Here is a 19,170-nt window from a genome sequence, read left to right as displayed (position 1 = left end):
GAACAAGATCACGGATGGTATTGCTATCATCCGCATAGCATCCGATAGAGGCACAGATATCTCCTGCTTCGAACAATTAGACAATCGCAAGTCGTGTTGTTGTTTCGCGCTCTTCGACAATAAGCACAGCCCCTTCAAGCGGGGGTGTGTTTTCGCGTGGTGTGAGCGCCAATTTGCACGCTTCGACAAGCTCGGTGCCACGACCACGAACAAGTACTACGCGGGTGTCGGCAAAAACGGCAATGCTGGACAGCGCATCAGCAATCACGCTGACATCACTTTCAATGGCACCGCTATCAAGGCGGGTGACCGAAAAGACATCATCGAGATTGTCACTATAGTGACTGGCAAGTGCCAAGGCGCGTTCATGGATCAAGCCGATGTCATTACCATGAAACAGAAAGGCGCGCATATGCGCGGGGGGTTGTTTGAGAAGACCTGCAATTTGCCGGGTCTGAATTTTCATGTCTTGGCTATGGGCTGGGCGATGGGTTGGGCGATGGACAGGAAATATAGTTGTAGGCGACGACGCACACGTTCAGCCAGTAATGTGGCAAGCCGTCGCTTGGCCTGCAATTCCGACTGTTCAATACCGTAAGTTGATGAAACAGTACCTAATGTGGCACTGGCCGCTACCGTATTTTTGATCGCGACGTCATTGGTATATATATCAGTGAGGGTAAAGGTTACCGTCATGGTCATTTTTTTAAAATCGGATGATACGCCGCGTACCGCAAAAGCTTCGATTGACCCAATCGAAATTGAACTGGATAGGCGATATTTGGGTTCAGCCGCATAGCTGCTGAACATGGTCTGGCGGAGGCTTCGGCTGTAAATCTGTCCATCGCGGCCAGCCACGGTCTGAATTTCGACGCTGGCAAGATTATCGATCATCGCCGCATCGATCTGTTGCTGGGACAAGGATGTGCAGCCACTTAGCATAAGCGCACAAACAAGGCTGATGATGGTATTACGCAACGACATTTATAATCCTGTTTGGCACAACAATAACCCGCTTTGGTGTCTTGCCTTCAAGATATCGGGAAACCGCCTCGGATGCCAATGCTTTTGCTTCGGCCACGTCATTCGGACAATCACGCGGCAAGGTGATGGTGGCGCGTAATTTGCCATTCACCTGCACACCGATTTCGACTTCATCATCGGCGGCAAGTGCCGGATCGGCAACCGGCCAAGCGGTATCAGCCAGCATGCTGTCATGGCCAAGCATATGCCACATTTCTTCGGCAATATGCGGGGTCAAGGGGGCGATCAGCTTGGTAAGATTTTCGATCGCCATCCGGCGCGCCTCAGGCGATCCAGCGCAATCGGGGGTAAGATTGCTGATCGCGTTTGATAGGGTGTGAAGCTGGGCAACTGCACGGTTAAAGCGGAATTCCTCAATATCCTTGGAGATCGCCAGAATTGTTTTATGCACCGTTTTGACAAGATCGAGTGATTTGGGGTCGGCATTGTCAGGCATTGTGGCGTCGGGGGCAGCGATGCTGTCATCAGTCGCCAGTCGCCAGATTTTTTTGAGAAAGCGAGATGCGCCTTCAACCCCAGATTCGGTCCATTCGAGATCACGTTCGGGCGGTGAGTCGGACAACATGAATAAGCGCGCCGTGTCAGCGCCATAGGTATCAATGATGATTTCAGGATCGACAACATTGCGCTTGGACTTGCTCATCTTTTCGATGCGTCCGGCGGTGATTGCGGATTTATCGCTGCGCATGACCCAGTCATCACCATCGCGTTCGACATCGGTCGGGAACAGCCATTTGCCATCCTGATCCTGAAATGTCTGGTGGCAGACCATGCCCTGTGTCATCAGTCCGGCAAAAGGCTCATCAAGGTTGAGATAGCCGACTTCGCTCAAGGCGCGGGTGAAAAAGCGCGAATAAAGCAGATGCAGAACCGCATGTTCGACGCCGCCAATATATTGATCGACCGGCATCCAGTAATGCGCAGCTTCGGCGCTAAAGCCGTTCGGATGCTTTGGATCACAATAACGCAGGAAATACCATGAACTTTCAAAGAATGTGTCAAACGTGTCTTGTTCACGGGTCGCCTTGGCCCCGCATGTTGGACAATCCACATGTTTCCAGCTTGGATGATTGGCTAGCGGATTGCCAGGCTGGGTGAAATCGACATCTTCGGGAAGCTGAACCGGGAGTTGATCGTCAGGCACTGGCACCGCGCCGCACGCGTCACAATGAATGATCGGGATCGGACATCCCCAATAGCGTTGCCGCGAAACACCCCAGTCACGAAGCCTGAACGTGGTTTCGGCTGCACCAGATCCAGTATCGCTAAGGGTTTTGAACGCCGCCTGTTTACCAGCTTCGACATCAAGCCCATTCCATGGTCCCGAATTGATCAGCTTACCAGGTCCCGTATAGGCGGTATTGGTGATGGCAAAATCAGCCGCATCAGCATCTTCGGGCAGTACCACCGGCAAAACCGGCAAGCCATAGGCCGTGGCAAAATCCAGATCGCGTTGATCATGTGCTGGACAACCAAAAATAGCCCCAGTGCCATAATCCATCAGCACAAAATTGGCAATATGAACAGGCAAGGTTGCGCCATCAATAACCGGATGCGCCACCCGCAGTCCCGTGTCATAGCCCTTTTTATCAGCCGTTTCGACAGCCGCTTCGGAGGTGCCTAATGTGGCACATTCGGCGGCAAAATCAGCCGCGCCTTGATCATGAGTGGCGATATCGCGCGCTAACGGATGGTTTGCGGCAATGGCAATGAAGGAGGCACCATATAGAGTATCGGGGCGGGTGGTGAAGACCTCAATATCACGGCCAGCATAAGCACCTGAATCACCATCGGTAATGCGGAAATTAACACGCGCGCCTTCAGATTTGCCAATCCAGTTATGCTGCATCAGACGGACGCGATCCGGCCAGCGATCAAGCCCGTCAATCGCGGCTAGCAAATCATCGGCATATTTGGTGATGCGTAAAAACCATTGTGATAAAAGCCGCCGTTCAACCGGCGCGCCAGAGCGCCAGCCGCGGCCATCGACAACCTGTTCATTGGCCAGCACCGTATTTTCAACCGGATCCCAATTTACCCAGCTTTCCTTGCGATAGGCCAGACCGGCTTCGAGGAATTTAAGGAACATGCGTTGTTCATGCTGGTAGTAATCAGGTGTGCAGGTGGCTAGCTCGCGATCCCAATCATAGGATAGCCCCATGCTTTTCAGCTGGGTGCGCATCGCGGCAATATTTTCAACTGTCCATTTGCCCGGATGAATACCGCGTTCCATTGCGGCATTTTCGGCTGGCAAGCCAAAAGCATCCCAGCCCATAGGATGCAGGACATTGAACCCCTGGGCACGGCGGAAACGGGCAACAACATCGCCAAGCGTATAATTACGGACATGCCCCATATGAATCCGGCCAGATGGATAGGGAAACATTTCCAGCACATAATATTTAGGTTTTGAATCGGGCTGGTTATTGGCTGGCTGGTTGCTGGCTGGCTGGTCGGCGGTGAAACAGCCTTGATCTTCCCACCGGCGCTGCCATTTCTTTTCAATGGCAGGAGCATCATAATGCGTCATGAAATATCCTGTGAACTATCCCGTAAATTATCCCCTATGGGGCGCCATATGATCTGATTCATAAGCATTGGCGGTCATTAAAATCTGTCTATTCGGTAGATTCGGCGATTGACGCGGCACGCATCTCACGGGCGCGTGTCAGAATAAGCTCTTCGATCTTGCTGGCCAAGGCATCGTCGCGCGTGGCTGTGCCCCAGCCGCCATTGTCAGCTTGCTGGGCAAATACGCGAACCTGAATCGCATCTGAACGCAATTCGCGGCCAACAACAAAAATCATCAGCTTGATGCGCTCACCTGGCCGCTCGGCAAGCGAATACCATTCGGTCAGGATGCTGCCGCCGAATGTATCAACATCGTCAAGCGGGACAAAGGCGGCGATTTCGAGCGATGCGCGCCATAATAATGCGTTAACCGGCATGCTGTCGCTTTTGTCATCAGCACCAAAATCAGCGATTTTCAGGCCACCGGTCTTGCCGGTCAGAAAAGATACGTCACCTTCTTCTTCGGCAACAGGTTGAATATCTGCGCCCGAACACCCTGCCAGAATAAAGCCAAGGGTAACCAAAGTTGCGGCAAGGGAGTGGATGGTTTTCATGTCAGCGATCCATTGGTTGGTGAATATGCCAAGAGAATGCAAATAGCGCGTTCATTTGTAAAGAAAAAAGGGAGGGGCAAGCCCCTCCCTTTCTATTCGGAATGATAACATTCAAATTAGAATGTTACGCCAACCTTCAAACGAGTGTTTGCACCGTCGTTTGTTGTACCAGCAGATGAATCTTTCAACTCATATGAACGGTTTGTCAAAGATACATACATGCCAGCGGCAGGAACGTACTTCACACCGAGCTGAGTCGATTCGAATGTGTCACCGCCGTTTGTGCTACCTGTTGATAGCTCAGATGACACTGAAGTTGCTTCCAAAGTGATTGCGTCTGACATTGCATATGTAATGCCGTAATCGCTTGTTGACGCTTCGTAACCAGCAGTACCCATTGAGCTACCCTGCTGCTTTGAGTCTTTGTCCATGCTGGCTGCACGTATTGTGAAGTCACCATAAGCAACCTTAACACCAAAACCGTCCTGAGAGGTTTCGTATGAACCTGTACCAGTTGCTAGGTCAGCAGCTGAGCTAACGTCATAAGTTGCATAATGTGCAGTAATACCAACGCCATCAACGTCGATTGCATAAGTTAGACCCATGGCAGTTGCGTCATCTTTAGAAGCTGCACCAGCGTCTGCCTGTGAGATGCTTAAAGTCAAACCGTTAACTGTTGGTGATGTGTATTTGATCTGACCTTTGGCCTCAGAACCAACAACAGTGACTGAGCTCAGACCAGTTGTCATAGCAGGTGTTGTTGTTGAAGACATTGACTGAGTGCCTGAAAGACCGGCATCATATGCAGAATTACCAGCTGATGCTGCTTTAGCGGCGTCATTGTGCTCACCAAATGCGATCTGACCCCAATCGTCAGACACATGCATGCGGGCGTCATCATCGACACCATCGTCAACGTGGATTGAACCACCGAATGTCATGCCTGAGTCAGTTGTTGTTGAACCTGAGATTGTGAAATCTGAGTCCATAGTGGCTGATGTGTTGTTTGTTGTTGCACCTGAAGCTGTTGCTGCAGCTGTGTCGTCTGACCATGAGTCATACAACCATGAAGCAGAAGCTGACAATGAAACGTCAGCAGAAGCGGCAGAAACGCCACCGATTGCTACCAAAGCGGTAGTCGCAAGAAGAACCTTACGCATGTTAAATCTCCCTTAGAGAAAATATGTCACCATTGACATGAGGGCAGAATATTAATTTTTGCTAAATTAACAAGTTATGGTGAATGATGGTGAAACATATTTCTCTAATGTGTGATAAATTTACAACAGTGTTGCGAAAGTGATGTGCCACAGAGGCAAAAAGGCTAAACAAATTGGATGAAGGGTGACTTAGCTTGGCCACATGACGGGTGATATGGCGGGATCACCTTATCGGTCGTCGTCACAGATGTTTTACATCTGTTCGGGATTTGCTTTAGTTTGGCGCACATGCGTCGTAACAGATGTTTTACATCTGTTCGGGGTTTGCTTTATTTATTTGGCGCACATGCGTCGTAACAGATGTTTTACATCTGTTCGGGGTTTGCTTTATTTATTTGGCGCAAATGCGTCGTCACAGATGTTTTACATCTGTTCGGGATTTGCTTTAGTATCACGCTGTAAATAAATGAAGCGGAATCAATCTAGGTGGCGGTATGACGGTAATTCACGATAATCTGAAAACAGTGCAGGATAAGATACAGGCGGCGGCGCGTGCGGATGCCCATGCGGATGCAAATGAACCGACACTTGTGGCGGTCAGCAAACGCCAGCCAGATGACCGGATCGATGCCGCCCTTGACGCTGGCCAGCGCTGTTTTGGCGAAAACCGTGTGCAGGAAGCGCAAACACGCTGGACCGCGCGCCGTGCCGCCTATCCGGATCTGATATTGCATCTAATTGGCGCGCTGCAAACCAATAAGGCCGCCGATGCAGTGGCTTTGTTTGATGTAATCGAAGTCGTTGACCGCCCCAAATTGGCGCGCGCGCTAAGCAGTGAAATGGCCAAGCAGAACCGGCAGCTTGATTGCTATATTCAGGTCAATACCGGTGATGAACCGCAAAAGTCTGGTATCAGCCCAGCCGATGTCGATGATTTTATCGTCCAATGCCGCGATGAATACGGGCTGAACATTGTCGGGCTGATGTGTATTCCGCCTGCTGATGAGGAACCGGCGATGCATTTTGCGCTATTGGCGACAATTGCCAAACGCAATGAGCTGGATAAATTATCAATGGGCATGAGTGGTGATTATGAAGAAGCCATTGGCTTTGGCGCAACATCGGTGCGTGTTGGTTCAGCACTTTTTGGTGCACGCGACAGCTAGGTCTTTGTTGCGCTCAGATGATGGGTGATTCTTATATTGCGCGATCATCTTTCGGCCATCACTTCGTTCCGACCGGATGATGCTTATATCATGTCGCATCATCTCACGACCTAGCGGTCGGATGATGCTTAATAATCCGCGATCATCTTTCGGCCATCACTTCGTTCCGACCGGATGATGCTTAACGATTCAGAAACTGGCGGCCAAACCAGCGCCAGCGGCCATCTTCGCCAGGCATGGTGCAATTGATCCGCGCGCGTTTGCCATTCAAAGGACCTGGCATCCGGATTTCAGCGCGGCGTCCCATCATGGTCACATCAAGCTTGCCATAAATGCTGTTAAAACATCGTAGCTGTTTCGGCTTATCCATGTCCGGTGCCAAGGTGAAACCATAAATCGGGGGATTCTGGTCAAGAATCACATCTTCGGGGGTGATCTGGTCAACCTTTAGCGGCAGACCATTGATAGCAAGATCAAGCCGGCTCAGCGTGCCATATTGTTCGTTCATGGCAAAACGCGGCAATTCGTAAAAGCCATTATAGCCATGCGCAATGCCAGAATTCTGGCCAAAGGCGGCGGTAAAGCCGGCATCCATGACAGCCTGTATGACCTGCCTATCATATTCGCCGTAAGGATAGGCAAATAGGCTTGGGCGTAACCCAAGTTCGGCGATAAAGCGCGCATTCGACTCGGCAATTTCGCTTTTGCTTTGCTCAATACTGATCTGATGCATATGCGGATGTGTGCGGGTCTGGCTTCCAATGGTCACGCCAGCAGATTGTAGTTCGCGGATATGATCCCAGGTCATATAGCCATAACGATTGGCATCTATAGGCTGGGTCGCCACAAAAAGGGTAAAAGGCATATTCAGCGCCTTTAGTCGTGGCCAGGCTTCTTGATATACCGATAGATAGGCATCATCGATGGTGATGGCGACGGTACGGTCGGGAAGCGGTTGTCCGGATTGCAAATATTCGACGATTCGGGGCAATGGCCAGACGGTGAAATCGCCGCTTTGCAGTCGGTCAAGATGCGCATCAAACTGAGCAAGCCGGATGTTCGTTGTAGGATATTTGGTTTCGCCAAAACGATGATACATCAGAATGCTGGCATGATCAGCCGCCATGGCAGCGCCCACGCTGGTGCCATAGGCAATAATCAGCATCACCATCATATATAATTTCAAAAATCTACCGCGTAACAAAGTGCCCATATTCTCGTCTCAATCCAGATGCAATTTGCAGATATAGCTTTTCATAGTAAATTAGCTTGGTGAGTGATAGTCAAAACTGCGTCAAAACGTTATATTGAAAAGCAAACCGAACCCAAGCGAGGCTAACCCCCGCTTTTAGCTGGATAGCATATGACAAAGCCGATTGCCAATTCCCGTAAGATGCCCCCTAATATGGCATGTATTCTGGCTTTGGAAACAAGTGGTGCTTTGTTGAGTGTCGCGGTGCATCATAAAGGCAAGATTGCCAGCCTGGTGTCGCATGAAATGACCTATGGCCATGCCAAGGCTATTGTACCGACCGCGCAGGATGCGCTGGCGCAAGCCTCATGCGATTTTTCGATGCTAACACATATAGCGGCAGGGTCAGGCCCGGGGTCATTTACCGGTATTCGGGTGGCCTTGTCCTGTGCCAAGGGGTTTTGTCTGGCCTGGGGCGCGGTGGGCATTGGCGTATCCGGTCTGCAAGCGCTGGCCAGTAACGCGGCGCGGCAGGGACATAATGATGGCGCGCCTATGCTGATCACAGCTGATACCAGACGTGGGACGTTATATTGCCAGTTCTTTGATGCAGACGGTCAAGCATTAGGTGCTATTTTTGAAGCTGAACCGGAGGGTTTGCCAGCCTTGCGTCGCAATATTGATAATGATGCGGCGCTTTATATTGGCGGGTTTGATGAAGGACAGCTTGGCCGTATTTTTGCCGCCGACGGCGTGCGCGTGATCCAGCCTGCGCAAATAGCCACGCTTGATGCGGCGATGATCGCTAATGATGCCAATCAGCATATTATCGCTGGCACGTTAACGCCGTTGACGCCGCTTTATCTGGCTGCGGCAAAATTGGGCTCCTCAAAGAAAGAAATGCTACATAAGGGTGGGCCACATAAAGATGAACCTAAAAAAAATAAGGCAAAGGTCATTCCGGCGGCGCAAAGCTGATGCCCCTGATGCCCCTGATCTGATGTCGTTGATAGCGCTTGCAAAAGCACATGAAGCAGCTATTGCCTATCTTGAAGCGTCGCTTTTCGAGCGCCCCTTTACAGCAGACGCGCTGACCAGTCTGTTTGCAAGCCCAGCTTTTACCGGTTATGCGCTGGTTGATGAGGCTGGTGATATTATGTCCTATATATTAATGAATCAGGTGCTGGATGAGGCTGAAATCCTGTCGTTGGGGACAGCGCGTGCGCAGCAGGCCAAAGGCCATGCGTCCCAGTTGCTGAACACCACATGCGCGTTGCTGATGGAGGCAGGCGTTTGCCGCATTTATCTGGATGTTGCCGAACCGAATTTGCCAGCGCGGGCGCTTTATGCAGGCTGTGGCTTTAGTGAAAGCGGTCGCCGCCCTAGATATTATGGTGCGGCACCGCAGCGCCAGGATGCGATCATCATGTCAAAGGCATTAGATGGGCATAAGATGATTAATGAGACCGCCAGAGGGATGAGATTAAGCGATGAGATTAGATGATAGGCCAACTTCGCCTTGACCAGCTTCGCGGCAAACAGGTAAAAGAAGATATTACCGCGCTAATTCGAGTGATACCGCACCATTGACCAAGAAACTTTATATTAAAACATATGGCTGTCAGATGAATGTCTATGATTCTGACCGTATGACCGATGTGCTTGCGCCGCTTGGCTATTCACCAATCGAAACACCCGATGGCGCGGATATGGTGATACTGAACACCTGTCATATCCGTGAAAAAGCATCCGAAAAGGTGTTTTCCGAACTTGGCCGTTTGCGGATGATGAAAGAAAAGGCGCGCGACCAGCAAGGCCGGGCCGTGACCATTGCTGTGGCCGGATGTGTGGCACAGGCCGAGGGCGCCGAAATCACCCGCCGCGCCCCTTGGGTTGATATTGTTGTGGGCCCGCAAACCTATCACCGGTTGCCCGAATTGATTGCCGAAATTGATCCGTCAGTGCGCAAGCGCGCTATCGATACCGATTTTCCGCAAGAAGTGAAATTCGATCTATTGCCCGAAGAACATGCCCCGCGTGGTCCGGCGGCTTTTCTGAGTGTGCAGGAAGGATGCGATAAATTCTGTGCCTTTTGTGTGGTGCCTTATACGCGCGGTGCCGAATATTCGCGGCCTGCCGCAAATGTGCTGGCCGAAGCCAGACGGTTAGTGGGCAGTGGCACGCGCGAAATCACGCTGTTAGGTCAGAATGTAAATGCTTATCATGGCGATGACGGGCATGGGTCAGTCTGGTCGCTGGGACGTTTGATTCATGCGCTGGCCGAGATCGATGGTCTGGAGCGGATCCGCTACACAACCTCGCATCCGCTGGATATGGATGATGAGTTGATCGCCGCACATGGCAATGTGCCGCAATTAATGCCTTATCTGCATTTGCCTATCCAGTCGGGTTCCGACCGTGTGCTTGATGCGATGAACCGTCGGCATTCAAAAGATGTTTATTTCGATGTGATCGACAAGCTGCGGCATGTACGCCCAGATATCGCCATGTCAGGTGATTTTATTGTCGGCTTCCCTGGCGAAAGCGATCAGGATTTTGCCGATACTTTGGCACTGATCGATAAGGTTGGCTATGCGTCAGCCTATTCGTTCAAATATAGCCCACGCCCCGGCACACCCGCATCCGTATCCGACTTGCAGGTGCCCGAAGCGGTCAAGGCAGATCGTCTGGAAGCCTTGCAACAATTACTTAATGCCCAACAATTTGCTTTTAACAAAAAGACCGAAGGCATGCGGCTCGATATTCTGGTCGAACGTGTTGGTGGCCGCGCTGGCCAGATGGCTGGACGAAGCCCATTCATGCAGGCGGTCAATTTTGCTGGCAGCGAAGATCAGATTGGCCAGATTATTGCCTGTGATATTATCGAAGGCCGGCAAAATAGTGTAACCGCCGAAATCACTTCCATGAAGGGGGCAGCGTGAGCGACAAAAATGCCAAGTTCACCATCAGGATGGACTTTGAAGATAACGCCACCGTGGCGCTGTTGTTCGGCGAACATAATCAGAATCTGATGCAGATCGAAGACGCGCTGGATGTAAAGCTCGATTCGTTTGGTAATAGCATCAAAATATCTGGTGCTTCAGCCGCATCCAAGGAAGCGCGCAAAGTCATCGAAACGCTGTATAAAACAATGCGCGATGCGGGCGCTGAGGAAATCGATAAATCGATGGTCAGCGATGCGCTACGTTGGGAAAGCAACAGCACAGCCACGCCAAAGCCGCAATCGATTGAATCGATTGATACATGGAAAAAGAAAATCGTCGCCAAAACCCCTGGTCAGAACCAGTATCTGGGTCTGTTGCGCCGCGATGAGGTGGTGTTTGGGCTGGGCCCTGCTGGCACTGGCAAAACCTATATGGCGGTCGCGCGCGCGGTCGAAGCGCTTAAAAAGCGGGAAGTCGAACGTATCGTTTTATCGCGGCCAGCGGTTGAAGCGGGTGAACGTCTTGGCTTTTTGCCAGGTGATATGAAAGAGAAGGTCGACCCTTATCTGCGCCCACTTTATGATGCGCTTTATGACATGATGCCAGCCGATAAGGTTGATCGGATGCTGACCAGCGGTGAGATCGAAATTGCGCCCCTGGCCTTTATGCGTGGCCGGACGTTGAGCGGGTCCTATGTGATTATCGATGAAGCGCAGAACACGACACCGGTGCAGATGAAAATGGTGCTAACCCGGCTTGGTCAGGATTCGCGCATGGTCATTACCGGTGATCTGAGCCAGGTTGATCTGCCTACTGGACATCCATCAGGTCTGGCGGATGCGGTATCTATTTTGACCGATATTAAGGGGGTTGGCATCATCCATCTGTCTGGCAAAGACGTGGTAAGACACCCCGTTGTTGCGCGCATCCTGCACGCCTATGAAAAAGGACAAACGCCATGATTGACACCAATCCGGAGCCTGACAGTTTAACCTCTGTTCATGCTGATCATGGTGACGCCATGTCAAATTTCAACGCGGTTCAATGGCACACGCCAGATGCACATCAGATTGAGATGCTGATCGACCATGATTGCTGGTCAGCCGCCATAACCGAGCATGTGAAAGCGCATTTTTGCCAGATGCTCGATAGGGCGCTAGCAGCGCATGACATGAAAGATTGTGCGATCAACCTGTTATTATGCAGTGATGTCAAAATACAGCAGTTAAATTATGATCATCGTAGCATCGATAAAGCTACAAATGTATTGTCTTTTCCCGCCGCAGATGCCGATGATATACCTTTTGATAAGGGTGCTATAACCAACGACGATAACAACATGCTGCCTAGCCAGGAGCTAGGCGATATCGCCATTGCCCATGGCATTTGCGCGCGCGAGGCTGAGGAAAGCGGTATCAGCATCACCGACCATATCACGCATTTGTTTGGGCATGGTGTGCTGCATCTTTTGGGTTATGGCCATGAACAGGATGCCGAGGCTGATGAGATGGAAGCGCTGGAAATCAGCCTGCTTGACGCGCTGGGCATCGCTAATCCTTATGTTGATAAAACTGGGGTTGATAAAGCTAAGGTTGCGGGCGCCCCTAGCATAATGTCAAAGACGGAGCCTGCATCATGATCGATGTGTTGTTAAACAAGATAAAGTCCTTGTTCGAACGTCCTGAATCACGGCGCCAGAAAATGACCGAATTGCTGGAAGATTCGGCAACTGACCGTGAACTTTTTGACCGTCACGAAGGCACTTTGCTACGCAATCTGCTAGGGCTTCGTGATAAGATTGCGTCGGATGTGATGATCCCACGGGCGGATATTGTGTCGGTCAGCATGCGCAATGAGTTTTCCCAGATCAGCAAGCAAATTTCACAGGTCAGGCATAGCCGCATTCCGGTATATCGCGAAACCTTGGATGATGTTGCTGGCTTTATTCACGTCAAAGATATTTTTGCCAGCTTGCAAGCTGGTGAGGTGCCACCAGTTAAATCACTTCTGCGCCCAGCTTTGTTTGTCGCCCCGACAATCCGGCTATTGGATCTATTGCATGAGATGCGGTTAAAGCGGCGACATCTGGCTTTGGTGGTTGATGAATTTGGCGGTGTTGACGGGCTGATTACGATTGAGGATCTGATCGAGGAAATCGTTGGTGAGATCGAAGATGAATATGATGAAACCATAGCCTTGCGGTTTGATATTAATGGTGATGGCACCGCGATCGCTGATGCCCGCCTTGAAATCGAAACGCTGGAAACCGTAACAGGTGTTCTGCTTGATGATGATGATCGTGATGAAATTGATACGCTGGGCGGGCTGGTCTGTGCCGAAGCTGGACGTGTGCCAACGCGCGGTGAAATCGTCCGCCATGCAAAGGGGCTGCAATTCGAAGTGTTGGAAGGTGATCCGCGGCGTATCACTTTGGTCAAAATCAGGGGTCTTGCGCGGGTCCCGCAACATGATCAAAGCTAGGTGAGTCAGGATGAGGCGGTTCTGGAATAAGGCGACTGCCGTGATCCGTAACCCCTATATTGGGTCATTTCTGGCTGGCTGTCTTGCCAGCCTATGCCTGCCGCCGCTGGGGCTTATTTTCACCATTTTTGCGTTATCTTTTCCGGCGCTGACGTCAGCCAAGGCACACACAGCCTGGCGGGCAGCTGCTATCTGGATGATGGCTGGACTTGGCTGGTTTGTGTTTTCGACCTATTGGGTGGCACATTCGCTTTATGTCTCTGATCCGGGCTTGTGGCTATTGATGCCGCTTGTCGCTTTTGCTATTGCCGCCGTGCTGGCATTATTCTGGGCGGTAGCCGGATGGGCAGCATGGCGTTGTGGCCGCACAGCACAAGGTCGGCTGATCTGGCTGGTGATGATGCTGGGTTTGGCAGAATATGCCCGTGGTTTTGTTGCCACCGGATTTCCATGGAACGCGCCAGGCTTTCTGTTCAGCTTTAATATTGGCGCGTTGCAAGCGGCTAGCTGGTTTGGCATTTACGGGCTGAATATCATCGCCTTTCTGTTTGCCTTTGTGCTGGCGCTATGGGTTGTGGGGGCACGGCAGATTGCGGTGGCATTGCTGATCGTGCCGTTATTGCTGTCATGTCTGGGAATCGTGCGTATCGATCATCTGCAAGATGTGATACAAAATACGCAAAGCCCGCCAAACCCTGTGGTGCGTATTGTTCAGCCATCGGTACCACAACAGGAAAAATGGCAAAGATCGAAACGGCCAGAACATCTGCGGCGGCTTGTCGATTTATCAAATCAGCATATTCCCATGCCGCGTCTGGTGATCTGGCCAGAAACGGCGTTCGCCGGCTTTGCCAGCATCGAACCAGACCTGTTGCGCCGAACCGTAGCATCAGCAACACCATTTGACGGATATCTGCTGACCGGCATTCCGCGCCGTGATGAACAGGATAGATTATTCAATGCGGCTGTTTTGCATGCGCATGATGGTGCGCTCAAAGCTGTTTATGACAAACGCCACCTTGTGCCATTTGGTGAATATGTGCCGTTTCGTGGCGTGATTCCGCTTATTGACGTGATTGTTGGCCCACAGGATTTCAGCAAGGGGACAACAAACAAGCTGTTCACTGTGCCAGGTGTTGGTAAGGCGCAGATATTGATCTGCTATGAAGTGATTTTTTCAGGCGCGATTGTGAACCGCCAGAACAAGCCGGATTTCATAGTCAATCTGACAAATGATGGGTGGTTTGGCCATACGGCAGGCCCCTGGCAACATCTGGCTCAAAGCCAGATGCGCGCGGTCGAAGAAGGCATGACATTGATCCGTGCTGCGAATGCCGGTATCAGCGGGGCATTTGACCCGCTAGGACGGCCACTTGGCCAGATCAGGCTTGGGTATGCGGATAGTCTTGATGTGCAGGTAGTTGCCGCGCTGGAAACAACTTTATTTGCCAAAATGGGGCAGATGTTGTTTGGCTTCATGCTCATGCTGACCGCTGGGTTTGCATATTGGCTTGACCGGCGCCATTAGTTGGCTTGACCGGCGCCATTAGTTCAGGCAAAAAACCATGTTGAAAAATAAAAGAGGCTTTCATGTCATATCTATTCACGTCTGAATCCGTGTCAGAAGGGCACCCTGATAAGGTATGTGACCGCGTATCAGACACGGTGCTTGATCTGTTTCTAACAGCTGATCCACAAGCGCGCGTTGCCTGCGAAACCATGGCAACGACCAATCGCGTCATTCTGGGAGGTGAGGTGCGGGCACCCGAAGATCAGATCGCCGCTATCATGAAACAGATTGAACCTGCGGTGCGGTCGGCGGTTAAGGATATTGGCTATGAGCAGGACAAATTCCATCATGCGCATTTTGAATTTCAGAATTATCTGCATGAGCAATCAGCCGATATTGCGATGGGCGTCGATGAAGGCGATAACAAAGATGAAGGCGCAGGCGATCAGGGTCTTATGTTTGGTTATGCCTGTGACGAAACCGATGTGCTTATGCCAGCTCCGATCCATTATTCACATCAGATTCTAAAACGTCTTGCCGCCATACGCAAAAGCGATGCGGATTCGATTTTACGCCCTGATTCGAAAAGCCAGATCACATTAGTTTACGATGATTATGGCAAACCTATTGGTGCGCATAAGATCGTATTATCAACTCAACATGCCGAAGGCGCATCGACAGATGATATCCGTAAATTGGTGACACCAGTTATTGCCGATATTCTGCCGGATGGCTGGATGGTGGGTGCTGATGATTTGCTGGTCAATCCGACAGGTAATTTCGTTATTGGTGGACCCGATGGTGATGCCGGTCTGACAGGCAGAAAGATCATTGTTGATACTTATGGTGGTGCAGCACCACATGGCGGCGGTGCCTTTTCGGGTAAGGATCCGACAAAGGTTGACCGCTCAGCCGCTTATGCTGCGCGTTATCTGGCGAAGAATGTTGTGGCCGCCGGTCTGGCGACAAAATGTACCATCCAGCTGGCCTATGCCATTGGCGTTGCTGATCCGGTTTCGGTCTATGCAAATACGCATGGCACTGGTACTGGCAGTGGTGCTGGCAGCGATGCTGATCTGCAACAGGCGCTGAGCCAGTCGATGAAGCTGACACCGCGCGGGATTCGTGAACATCTTGGGCTGAATAAGCCGATTTACGCATCAAGTGCTGCCTATGGCCATTTTGGCCGTGTGGCTGGTGAAGCTGGTGCGGGATCATTTAGCTGGGAAGCAACCGATCTGAAAGCCGCACTGACGGCGGCTTTGGCCTAATATCCACAGGCATCTATAGCGAGGGTGTCTGATTTGAATGGTGACTGGTGATTTGGCTGGTGGTTTGGGAATGGTTGTGACGATGACATCAGACACGAAATCTACTGGCGCAGAAAAGCCGGACGGACAAAAACCGGACACAGAAGGCAGGGATTTTTCTGGCTCGCATTTTTCTGGTTCGCGTTCTTCTGGCCCACGCTTTTACGGACGGCGCAAGGGGCGGCCTTTGCGGCAGACAATGCAAGGGCTGTTGGCCGACAAACTGCCTACGGTGCGGTTTGATCTGGCAAAATCTGTGGCTGAGCAATTTGCCGCGCCTTGTGCGGATGTGTTTCTGGAAATCGGCTTTGGTGGCGGTGAGCATATCGCCGGACTAGCGACGCAACGGCCTGATGCCGGTTTTATTGGTGCCGAGCCTTTCATTAATGGTGTGGCTAGTCTGTTGCGGCATATGCAGGATGATAATATTGAGAATATCCGCATCTGGGATGATGATGTCAGGTTGATCTTTGCGTCGCTGGCTGATGCGTCGCTGGCAGGTGCCTATGTGATGTTTCCCGACCCTTGGCCTAAAAAGCGCCATGCCAGACGCCGGATTCTGCAAGATGACGTGATGAATTCGCTGGCGCGGCTGATCCGGCCAGGGGGTAGTCTTGTGATGGCCAGCGATGATCCAACGGCAAAAAGCTGGCTGCTACAGGCGGCGATGCGGCATCCGGATTTTGACTGGACAGCACGCTGTGCAGATGACTGGCAGAAACGCCCAGCCGACTTACCAGCAACACGCTACATGAAAAAGGCCGAAAATGAAGCACGGCGCCCAGCTTGGTTTATCTTTAGACGGTGCGCGTTACGGCAGGCCTGATAGAATCACTGGTTACAAAGTGGCTATCATATGGGACTTATCATATGGCACTTGTCATATGACGCGTTACGCTATATAGATATCTCAAAATCAGCTGTCGCATAGATAGTGAGCCGCGGGCTCACTTTTTTATTGGCTGATATGTAGATCGATTGGATCAATAGCGAGATCAGCTTGGTAGAGACAAAAGTAAGCAAGATAATCGAAGCAGCGGTTGAAGACCTAGGTTTTCAGCTAGTTCGGGTATTGTTTATGGGCGGTAATTCGGGCCGTAACCAGCTACAGATCATGGCCGAGCCAGTTGACGAACGCGAGATGACAGTCGAGGATTGTAAAAAGCTGAGCCGCCATATCGCGGCCTTGCTTGACGTTGAAGATCCAATTTCCAGTGCCTATGTGCTGGAGGTCAGCTCTCCTGGTATTGACCGGCCGCTGACTAAAATCGAAGATTATGAAAGATTTGAAGGTGAGTTAGCCAAAATAAATCTGCGGATGATGCGTGATGGCAGGCGTCGCTTTAATGGCCGTCTGAATGGCTTTGACGATGAAGGCAAAATCATTTTGGAAACAACATTCGGGCGCTTTGCATTTGCATTTGACGACATAGATTCAGCACGTATCGACCCAGCAGAAATTCTGGCGATGCCAAGTAAAGATCAAGTAAAGAGCAAATAAAGATAAATAGTAACTATCATAATCGGGGTCATGACAATGTCATCACATCCCTTAACAGCAAACAACCAAGCCGTTCTTGAACTTAGACAAGGGCTTGAAACATATAAGTCGAGACGATAATGGATACATCATCAATTCCGGGTATGGAACTCATTCAGGTCGCCGATGTGGTGGCGCGTGAAAAATCGATCGATCGCGAAGAAGTCATGCTCGCGATGGAAGAAGCGATTCAAAAAGCAGGCCGTGCCAAATATGGTCTGGAACGTGATATCCGGGCCATGATCGATCGCAAATCAGGCGCGATCCGGTTGGAACGCTGGATGGAAGTTGTCGAAGAGGTCGAAGATGATGAAACCCAGATAAGTGTTGCCGAAGGTGCCAAACTGACCCCCGCAGTGGGTCTTGGTGAATTTACCAGGCAATCATTACCGCCAATCGAATTTGGCCGGATTGCCGCACAGACAGCCAAGCAGGTGATTTCGCAAAAAGTGCGTGATGCTGAACGCGCACGTCAGTTCGAAGAATATAAAGACCGCGTTGGTGAGATCGTTGTTGGCACAATCAAACGCGCTGAAAGCTATTCGATCACTGTCGATCTGGGCCGTGCCGAAGCGGTGATTCGCCGTGAAGAAATGATTCCGCGTGAAAATCTGCGCCAAGGCGATCGCGTGCGCGCCTATATCATCGATGTGCGTGAAGAACAGCGTGGCCCGCAAATCTTTCTATCGCGTGCTTGTAATGAATTCATGGCCAAGCTGTTCACGCAGGAAGTGCCCGAAATCTATGATGGCATCATCGAAATCAAAGGAGTGGCACGTGAAGCTGGTAGCCGCGCTAAAATTTCGGTTCTGTCGAATGACCCCGGCATTGATCCGGTTGGTGCCTGTGTGGGTATGCGCGGTAGTCGTGTGCAAGCGGTTGTTGGCGAATTGCAAGGCGAGAAAGTGGAAATCATCCCTTATAATGATGACCCTGCCGCCTTTGTCGTAAATGCGCTGGCACCAGCCGAAGTTGCCAAGGTGGTGATGGATGAGGTGGCTGGCCGTATGGAAGTTGTGGTACCTGACGATCAGCTTAGCCTTGCGATTGGCCGTCGTGGACAGAATGTACGCCTCGCCTCGCAATTGTCAGGCTGGTATATTGATATTCTGACTGAAGCCGAAGAATCGGAACGCCGCCAAGAAGAATTCCGTACGCGTTCGACTGGCTTTATCGAAGCATTGAACATCGATGATGTGATCGCGCATCTGCTGGTGGCAGAAGGCTTTGTTCTGCCGGAAGAAATTGCTGAAAGCACAATCGAGGAACTGGCTAATATTCAGGGCTTTGACGAAGATATCGCCACCGAATTGCAAAATCGTGCGGTTGATTACGTCGAGCGTGAAACAACCAGAATCAATGAAGCCCTTGATAAGTTAAAAGTGGCTGACGATCTGCGTGCTTTTGAATATATCAGTCTGGCTATGTTGTTGTCGCTTGCCGAGAATAATATTCTTACCCTTGATGATCTAGCTGACCTTGATAATGAGGAATTGGTCAGCCTATTGGGAGAACATGGCCTGAGTGATGATGCCGAAGCAGGTGATATCATCATGGCAGCACGAGCACATTGGTTTGATGATGAAGATGATCAAGCCCCAAATGCAACAGATAGTGATACACCCGATACAGACACACCCGACACAGAGGCAGAAGCAGGTGAAATATCTGCTGATGCATCTGATAGTTAGATCATG

General features: G+C 50.9%; 18 protein-coding genes. 12 read left to right on the top strand and 6 right to left on the bottom strand.

Features of this window, described 5'->3' with window-relative positions:
* Positions 1-76 precede the first annotated feature (76 nt).
* The 5 genes from ACTF7Q_RS02545 to ACTF7Q_RS02525 form a co-directional block, all read right to left on the bottom strand.
* Positions 77-466 carry a hypothetical protein gene (locus ACTF7Q_RS02545; protein ID WP_438996283.1) on the bottom strand — a complete coding sequence of 130 codons (390 nt, stop codon included), beginning with the start codon at positions 464-466 and terminating at the stop codon, positions 77-79.
* Positions 463-984, bottom strand: a complete 522-nt coding sequence (locus tag ACTF7Q_RS02540; protein ID WP_438996282.1) for a hypothetical protein — start codon at positions 982-984, stop codon at positions 463-465. The genes ACTF7Q_RS02545 and ACTF7Q_RS02540 overlap by 4 nt, the downstream gene beginning before the upstream one ends.
* A complete protein-coding gene (gene leuS / locus ACTF7Q_RS02535) occupies positions 971-3,574 on the bottom strand; it encodes a leucine--tRNA ligase (protein WP_438996281.1) in 2,604 nt (867 codons plus the stop codon). Before leuS ends, ACTF7Q_RS02540 begins: the two co-directional genes overlap by 14 nt.
* 88 nt (positions 3,575-3,662) lie before the next feature.
* Complete coding sequence (locus ACTF7Q_RS02530) at positions 3,663-4,169, bottom strand: DUF3576 domain-containing protein (protein ID WP_438996280.1); 507 nt, start codon at positions 4,167-4,169, stop codon at positions 3,663-3,665.
* Positions 4,170-4,285: 116 nt separating this feature from the next.
* Positions 4,286-5,329: a porin gene (locus ACTF7Q_RS02525; RefSeq protein WP_438996279.1), complete on the bottom strand. Its 1,044-nt coding sequence runs from the start codon at positions 5,327-5,329 to the stop codon at positions 4,286-4,288.
* A gap of 494 nt (positions 5,330-5,823) precedes the next feature.
* Between ACTF7Q_RS02525 and ACTF7Q_RS02520 the strand changes: the two genes are divergently transcribed.
* A complete protein-coding gene (locus ACTF7Q_RS02520) occupies positions 5,824-6,495 on the top strand; it encodes a YggS family pyridoxal phosphate-dependent enzyme (protein WP_438996278.1) in 672 nt (223 codons plus the stop codon).
* A 181-nt stretch (positions 6,496-6,676) separates the two neighbouring features.
* Here the strand turns inward: ACTF7Q_RS02520 and ACTF7Q_RS02515 are convergent, their stop codons facing one another.
* Positions 6,677-7,708 carry a polysaccharide deacetylase family protein gene (locus ACTF7Q_RS02515; protein WP_438996277.1) on the bottom strand — a complete coding sequence of 344 codons (1,032 nt, stop codon included), beginning with the start codon at positions 7,706-7,708 and terminating at the stop codon, positions 6,677-6,679.
* A 150-nt stretch (positions 7,709-7,858) separates the two neighbouring features.
* On the opposite strand from ACTF7Q_RS02515, the gene tsaB reads away from it, so the two are divergent.
* From tsaB to nusA, 11 genes are all read left to right on the top strand, one after another.
* Complete coding sequence (gene tsaB, locus ACTF7Q_RS02510; protein WP_438996276.1) at positions 7,859-8,665, top strand: tRNA (adenosine(37)-N6)-threonylcarbamoyltransferase complex dimerization subunit type 1 TsaB; 807 nt, start codon at positions 7,859-7,861, stop codon at positions 8,663-8,665.
* Positions 8,616-9,191, top strand: a complete 576-nt coding sequence (locus tag ACTF7Q_RS02505; RefSeq protein ID WP_438996275.1) for a GNAT family N-acetyltransferase — start codon at positions 8,616-8,618, stop codon at positions 9,189-9,191. Before tsaB ends, ACTF7Q_RS02505 begins: the two co-directional genes overlap by 50 nt.
* Before the next feature lie 82 nt (positions 9,192-9,273).
* Positions 9,274-10,629, top strand: a complete 1,356-nt coding sequence (miaB, locus tag ACTF7Q_RS02500; RefSeq protein WP_438996274.1) for a tRNA (N6-isopentenyl adenosine(37)-C2)-methylthiotransferase MiaB — start codon at positions 9,274-9,276, stop codon at positions 10,627-10,629.
* Positions 10,626-11,594 carry a PhoH family protein gene (locus tag ACTF7Q_RS02495; RefSeq protein ID WP_438996273.1) on the top strand — a complete coding sequence of 323 codons (969 nt, stop codon included), beginning with the start codon at positions 10,626-10,628 and terminating at the stop codon, positions 11,592-11,594. Before miaB ends, ACTF7Q_RS02495 begins: the two co-directional genes overlap by 4 nt.
* A complete protein-coding gene (gene ybeY / locus ACTF7Q_RS02490; protein WP_438996272.1) occupies positions 11,591-12,271 on the top strand; it encodes an rRNA maturation RNase YbeY in 681 nt (226 codons plus the stop codon). The genes ACTF7Q_RS02495 and ybeY overlap by 4 nt, the downstream gene beginning before the upstream one ends.
* Complete coding sequence (locus ACTF7Q_RS02485) at positions 12,268-13,113, top strand: hemolysin family protein (protein ID WP_438996271.1); 846 nt, start codon at positions 12,268-12,270, stop codon at positions 13,111-13,113. Before ybeY ends, ACTF7Q_RS02485 begins: the two co-directional genes overlap by 4 nt.
* Before the next feature lie 10 nt (positions 13,114-13,123).
* A complete protein-coding gene (gene lnt / locus ACTF7Q_RS02480; RefSeq protein WP_438996270.1) occupies positions 13,124-14,641 on the top strand; it encodes an apolipoprotein N-acyltransferase in 1,518 nt (505 codons plus the stop codon).
* A 62-nt stretch (positions 14,642-14,703) separates the two neighbouring features.
* Entirely contained in the window at positions 14,704-15,894 is a 1,191-nt protein-coding gene (gene metK, locus ACTF7Q_RS02475) for a methionine adenosyltransferase (RefSeq protein ID WP_438996269.1), read from the top strand.
* Positions 15,895-15,931: 37 nt separating this feature from the next.
* Complete coding sequence (trmB, locus tag ACTF7Q_RS02470; RefSeq protein WP_438996268.1) at positions 15,932-16,759, top strand: tRNA (guanine(46)-N(7))-methyltransferase TrmB; 828 nt, start codon at positions 15,932-15,934, stop codon at positions 16,757-16,759.
* A 174-nt stretch (positions 16,760-16,933) separates the two neighbouring features.
* Positions 16,934-17,434 (top strand): ribosome maturation factor RimP, encoded by a 501-nt coding sequence (rimP, locus tag ACTF7Q_RS02465; protein ID WP_438996267.1) that lies wholly within the window; start codon positions 16,934-16,936, stop codon positions 17,432-17,434.
* Positions 17,435-17,553: 119 nt separating this feature from the next.
* Positions 17,554-19,164, top strand: a complete 1,611-nt coding sequence (nusA, locus tag ACTF7Q_RS02460; protein WP_438996266.1) for a transcription termination factor NusA — start codon at positions 17,554-17,556, stop codon at positions 19,162-19,164.
* Positions 19,165-19,170: the final 6 nt, after the last annotated feature.

Source organism: Puniceispirillum sp. (SeqCode) (genome assembly GCF_965657105.1).
Lineage (GTDB): Bacteria > Pseudomonadota > Alphaproteobacteria > Puniceispirillales > Puniceispirillaceae > Puniceispirillum.
This window is presented reverse-complemented; position numbering and strand designations above follow the sequence as displayed.

What these genes read in the sequence shown, in the direction of transcription:
- ACTF7Q_RS02485 (WP_438996271.1), top strand. Translation starts at nt 12,268, where the DNA reads ATGATCGATGTGTTGTTAAACAAGATAAAGTCCTTGTTCGAACGTCCT.
- trmB (WP_438996268.1), top strand. Translation starts at nt 15,932, where the DNA reads ATGGTGACTGGTGATTTGGCTGGTGGTTTGGGAATGGTTGTGACGATG.
- leuS (WP_438996281.1), bottom strand. Translation starts at nt 3,574, where the DNA reads ATGACGCATTATGATGCTCCTGCCATTGAAAAGAAATGGCAGCGCCGG.
- ACTF7Q_RS02515 (WP_438996277.1), bottom strand. Translation starts at nt 7,708, where the DNA reads ATGGGCACTTTGTTACGCGGTAGATTTTTGAAATTATATATGATGGTG.
- ACTF7Q_RS02545 (WP_438996283.1), bottom strand. Translation starts at nt 466, where the DNA reads ATGAAAATTCAGACCCGGCAAATTGCAGGTCTTCTCAAACAACCCCCC.
- ACTF7Q_RS02530 (WP_438996280.1), bottom strand. Translation starts at nt 4,169, where the DNA reads ATGAAAACCATCCACTCCCTTGCCGCAACTTTGGTTACCCTTGGCTTT.
- nusA (WP_438996266.1), top strand. Translation starts at nt 17,554, where the DNA reads ATGGATACATCATCAATTCCGGGTATGGAACTCATTCAGGTCGCCGAT.
- ybeY (WP_438996272.1), top strand. Translation starts at nt 11,591, where the DNA reads ATGATTGACACCAATCCGGAGCCTGACAGTTTAACCTCTGTTCATGCT.
- ACTF7Q_RS02540 (WP_438996282.1), bottom strand. Translation starts at nt 984, where the DNA reads ATGTCGTTGCGTAATACCATCATCAGCCTTGTTTGTGCGCTTATGCTA.
- ACTF7Q_RS02505 (WP_438996275.1), top strand. Translation starts at nt 8,616, where the DNA reads ATGAACCTAAAAAAAATAAGGCAAAGGTCATTCCGGCGGCGCAAAGCT.
- ACTF7Q_RS02520 (WP_438996278.1), top strand. Translation starts at nt 5,824, where the DNA reads ATGACGGTAATTCACGATAATCTGAAAACAGTGCAGGATAAGATACAG.
- metK (WP_438996269.1), top strand. Translation starts at nt 14,704, where the DNA reads ATGTCATATCTATTCACGTCTGAATCCGTGTCAGAAGGGCACCCTGAT.
- tsaB (WP_438996276.1), top strand. Translation starts at nt 7,859, where the DNA reads ATGACAAAGCCGATTGCCAATTCCCGTAAGATGCCCCCTAATATGGCA.
- lnt (WP_438996270.1), top strand. Translation starts at nt 13,124, where the DNA reads ATGAGGCGGTTCTGGAATAAGGCGACTGCCGTGATCCGTAACCCCTAT.
- ACTF7Q_RS02525 (WP_438996279.1), bottom strand. Translation starts at nt 5,329, where the DNA reads ATGCGTAAGGTTCTTCTTGCGACTACCGCTTTGGTAGCAATCGGTGGC.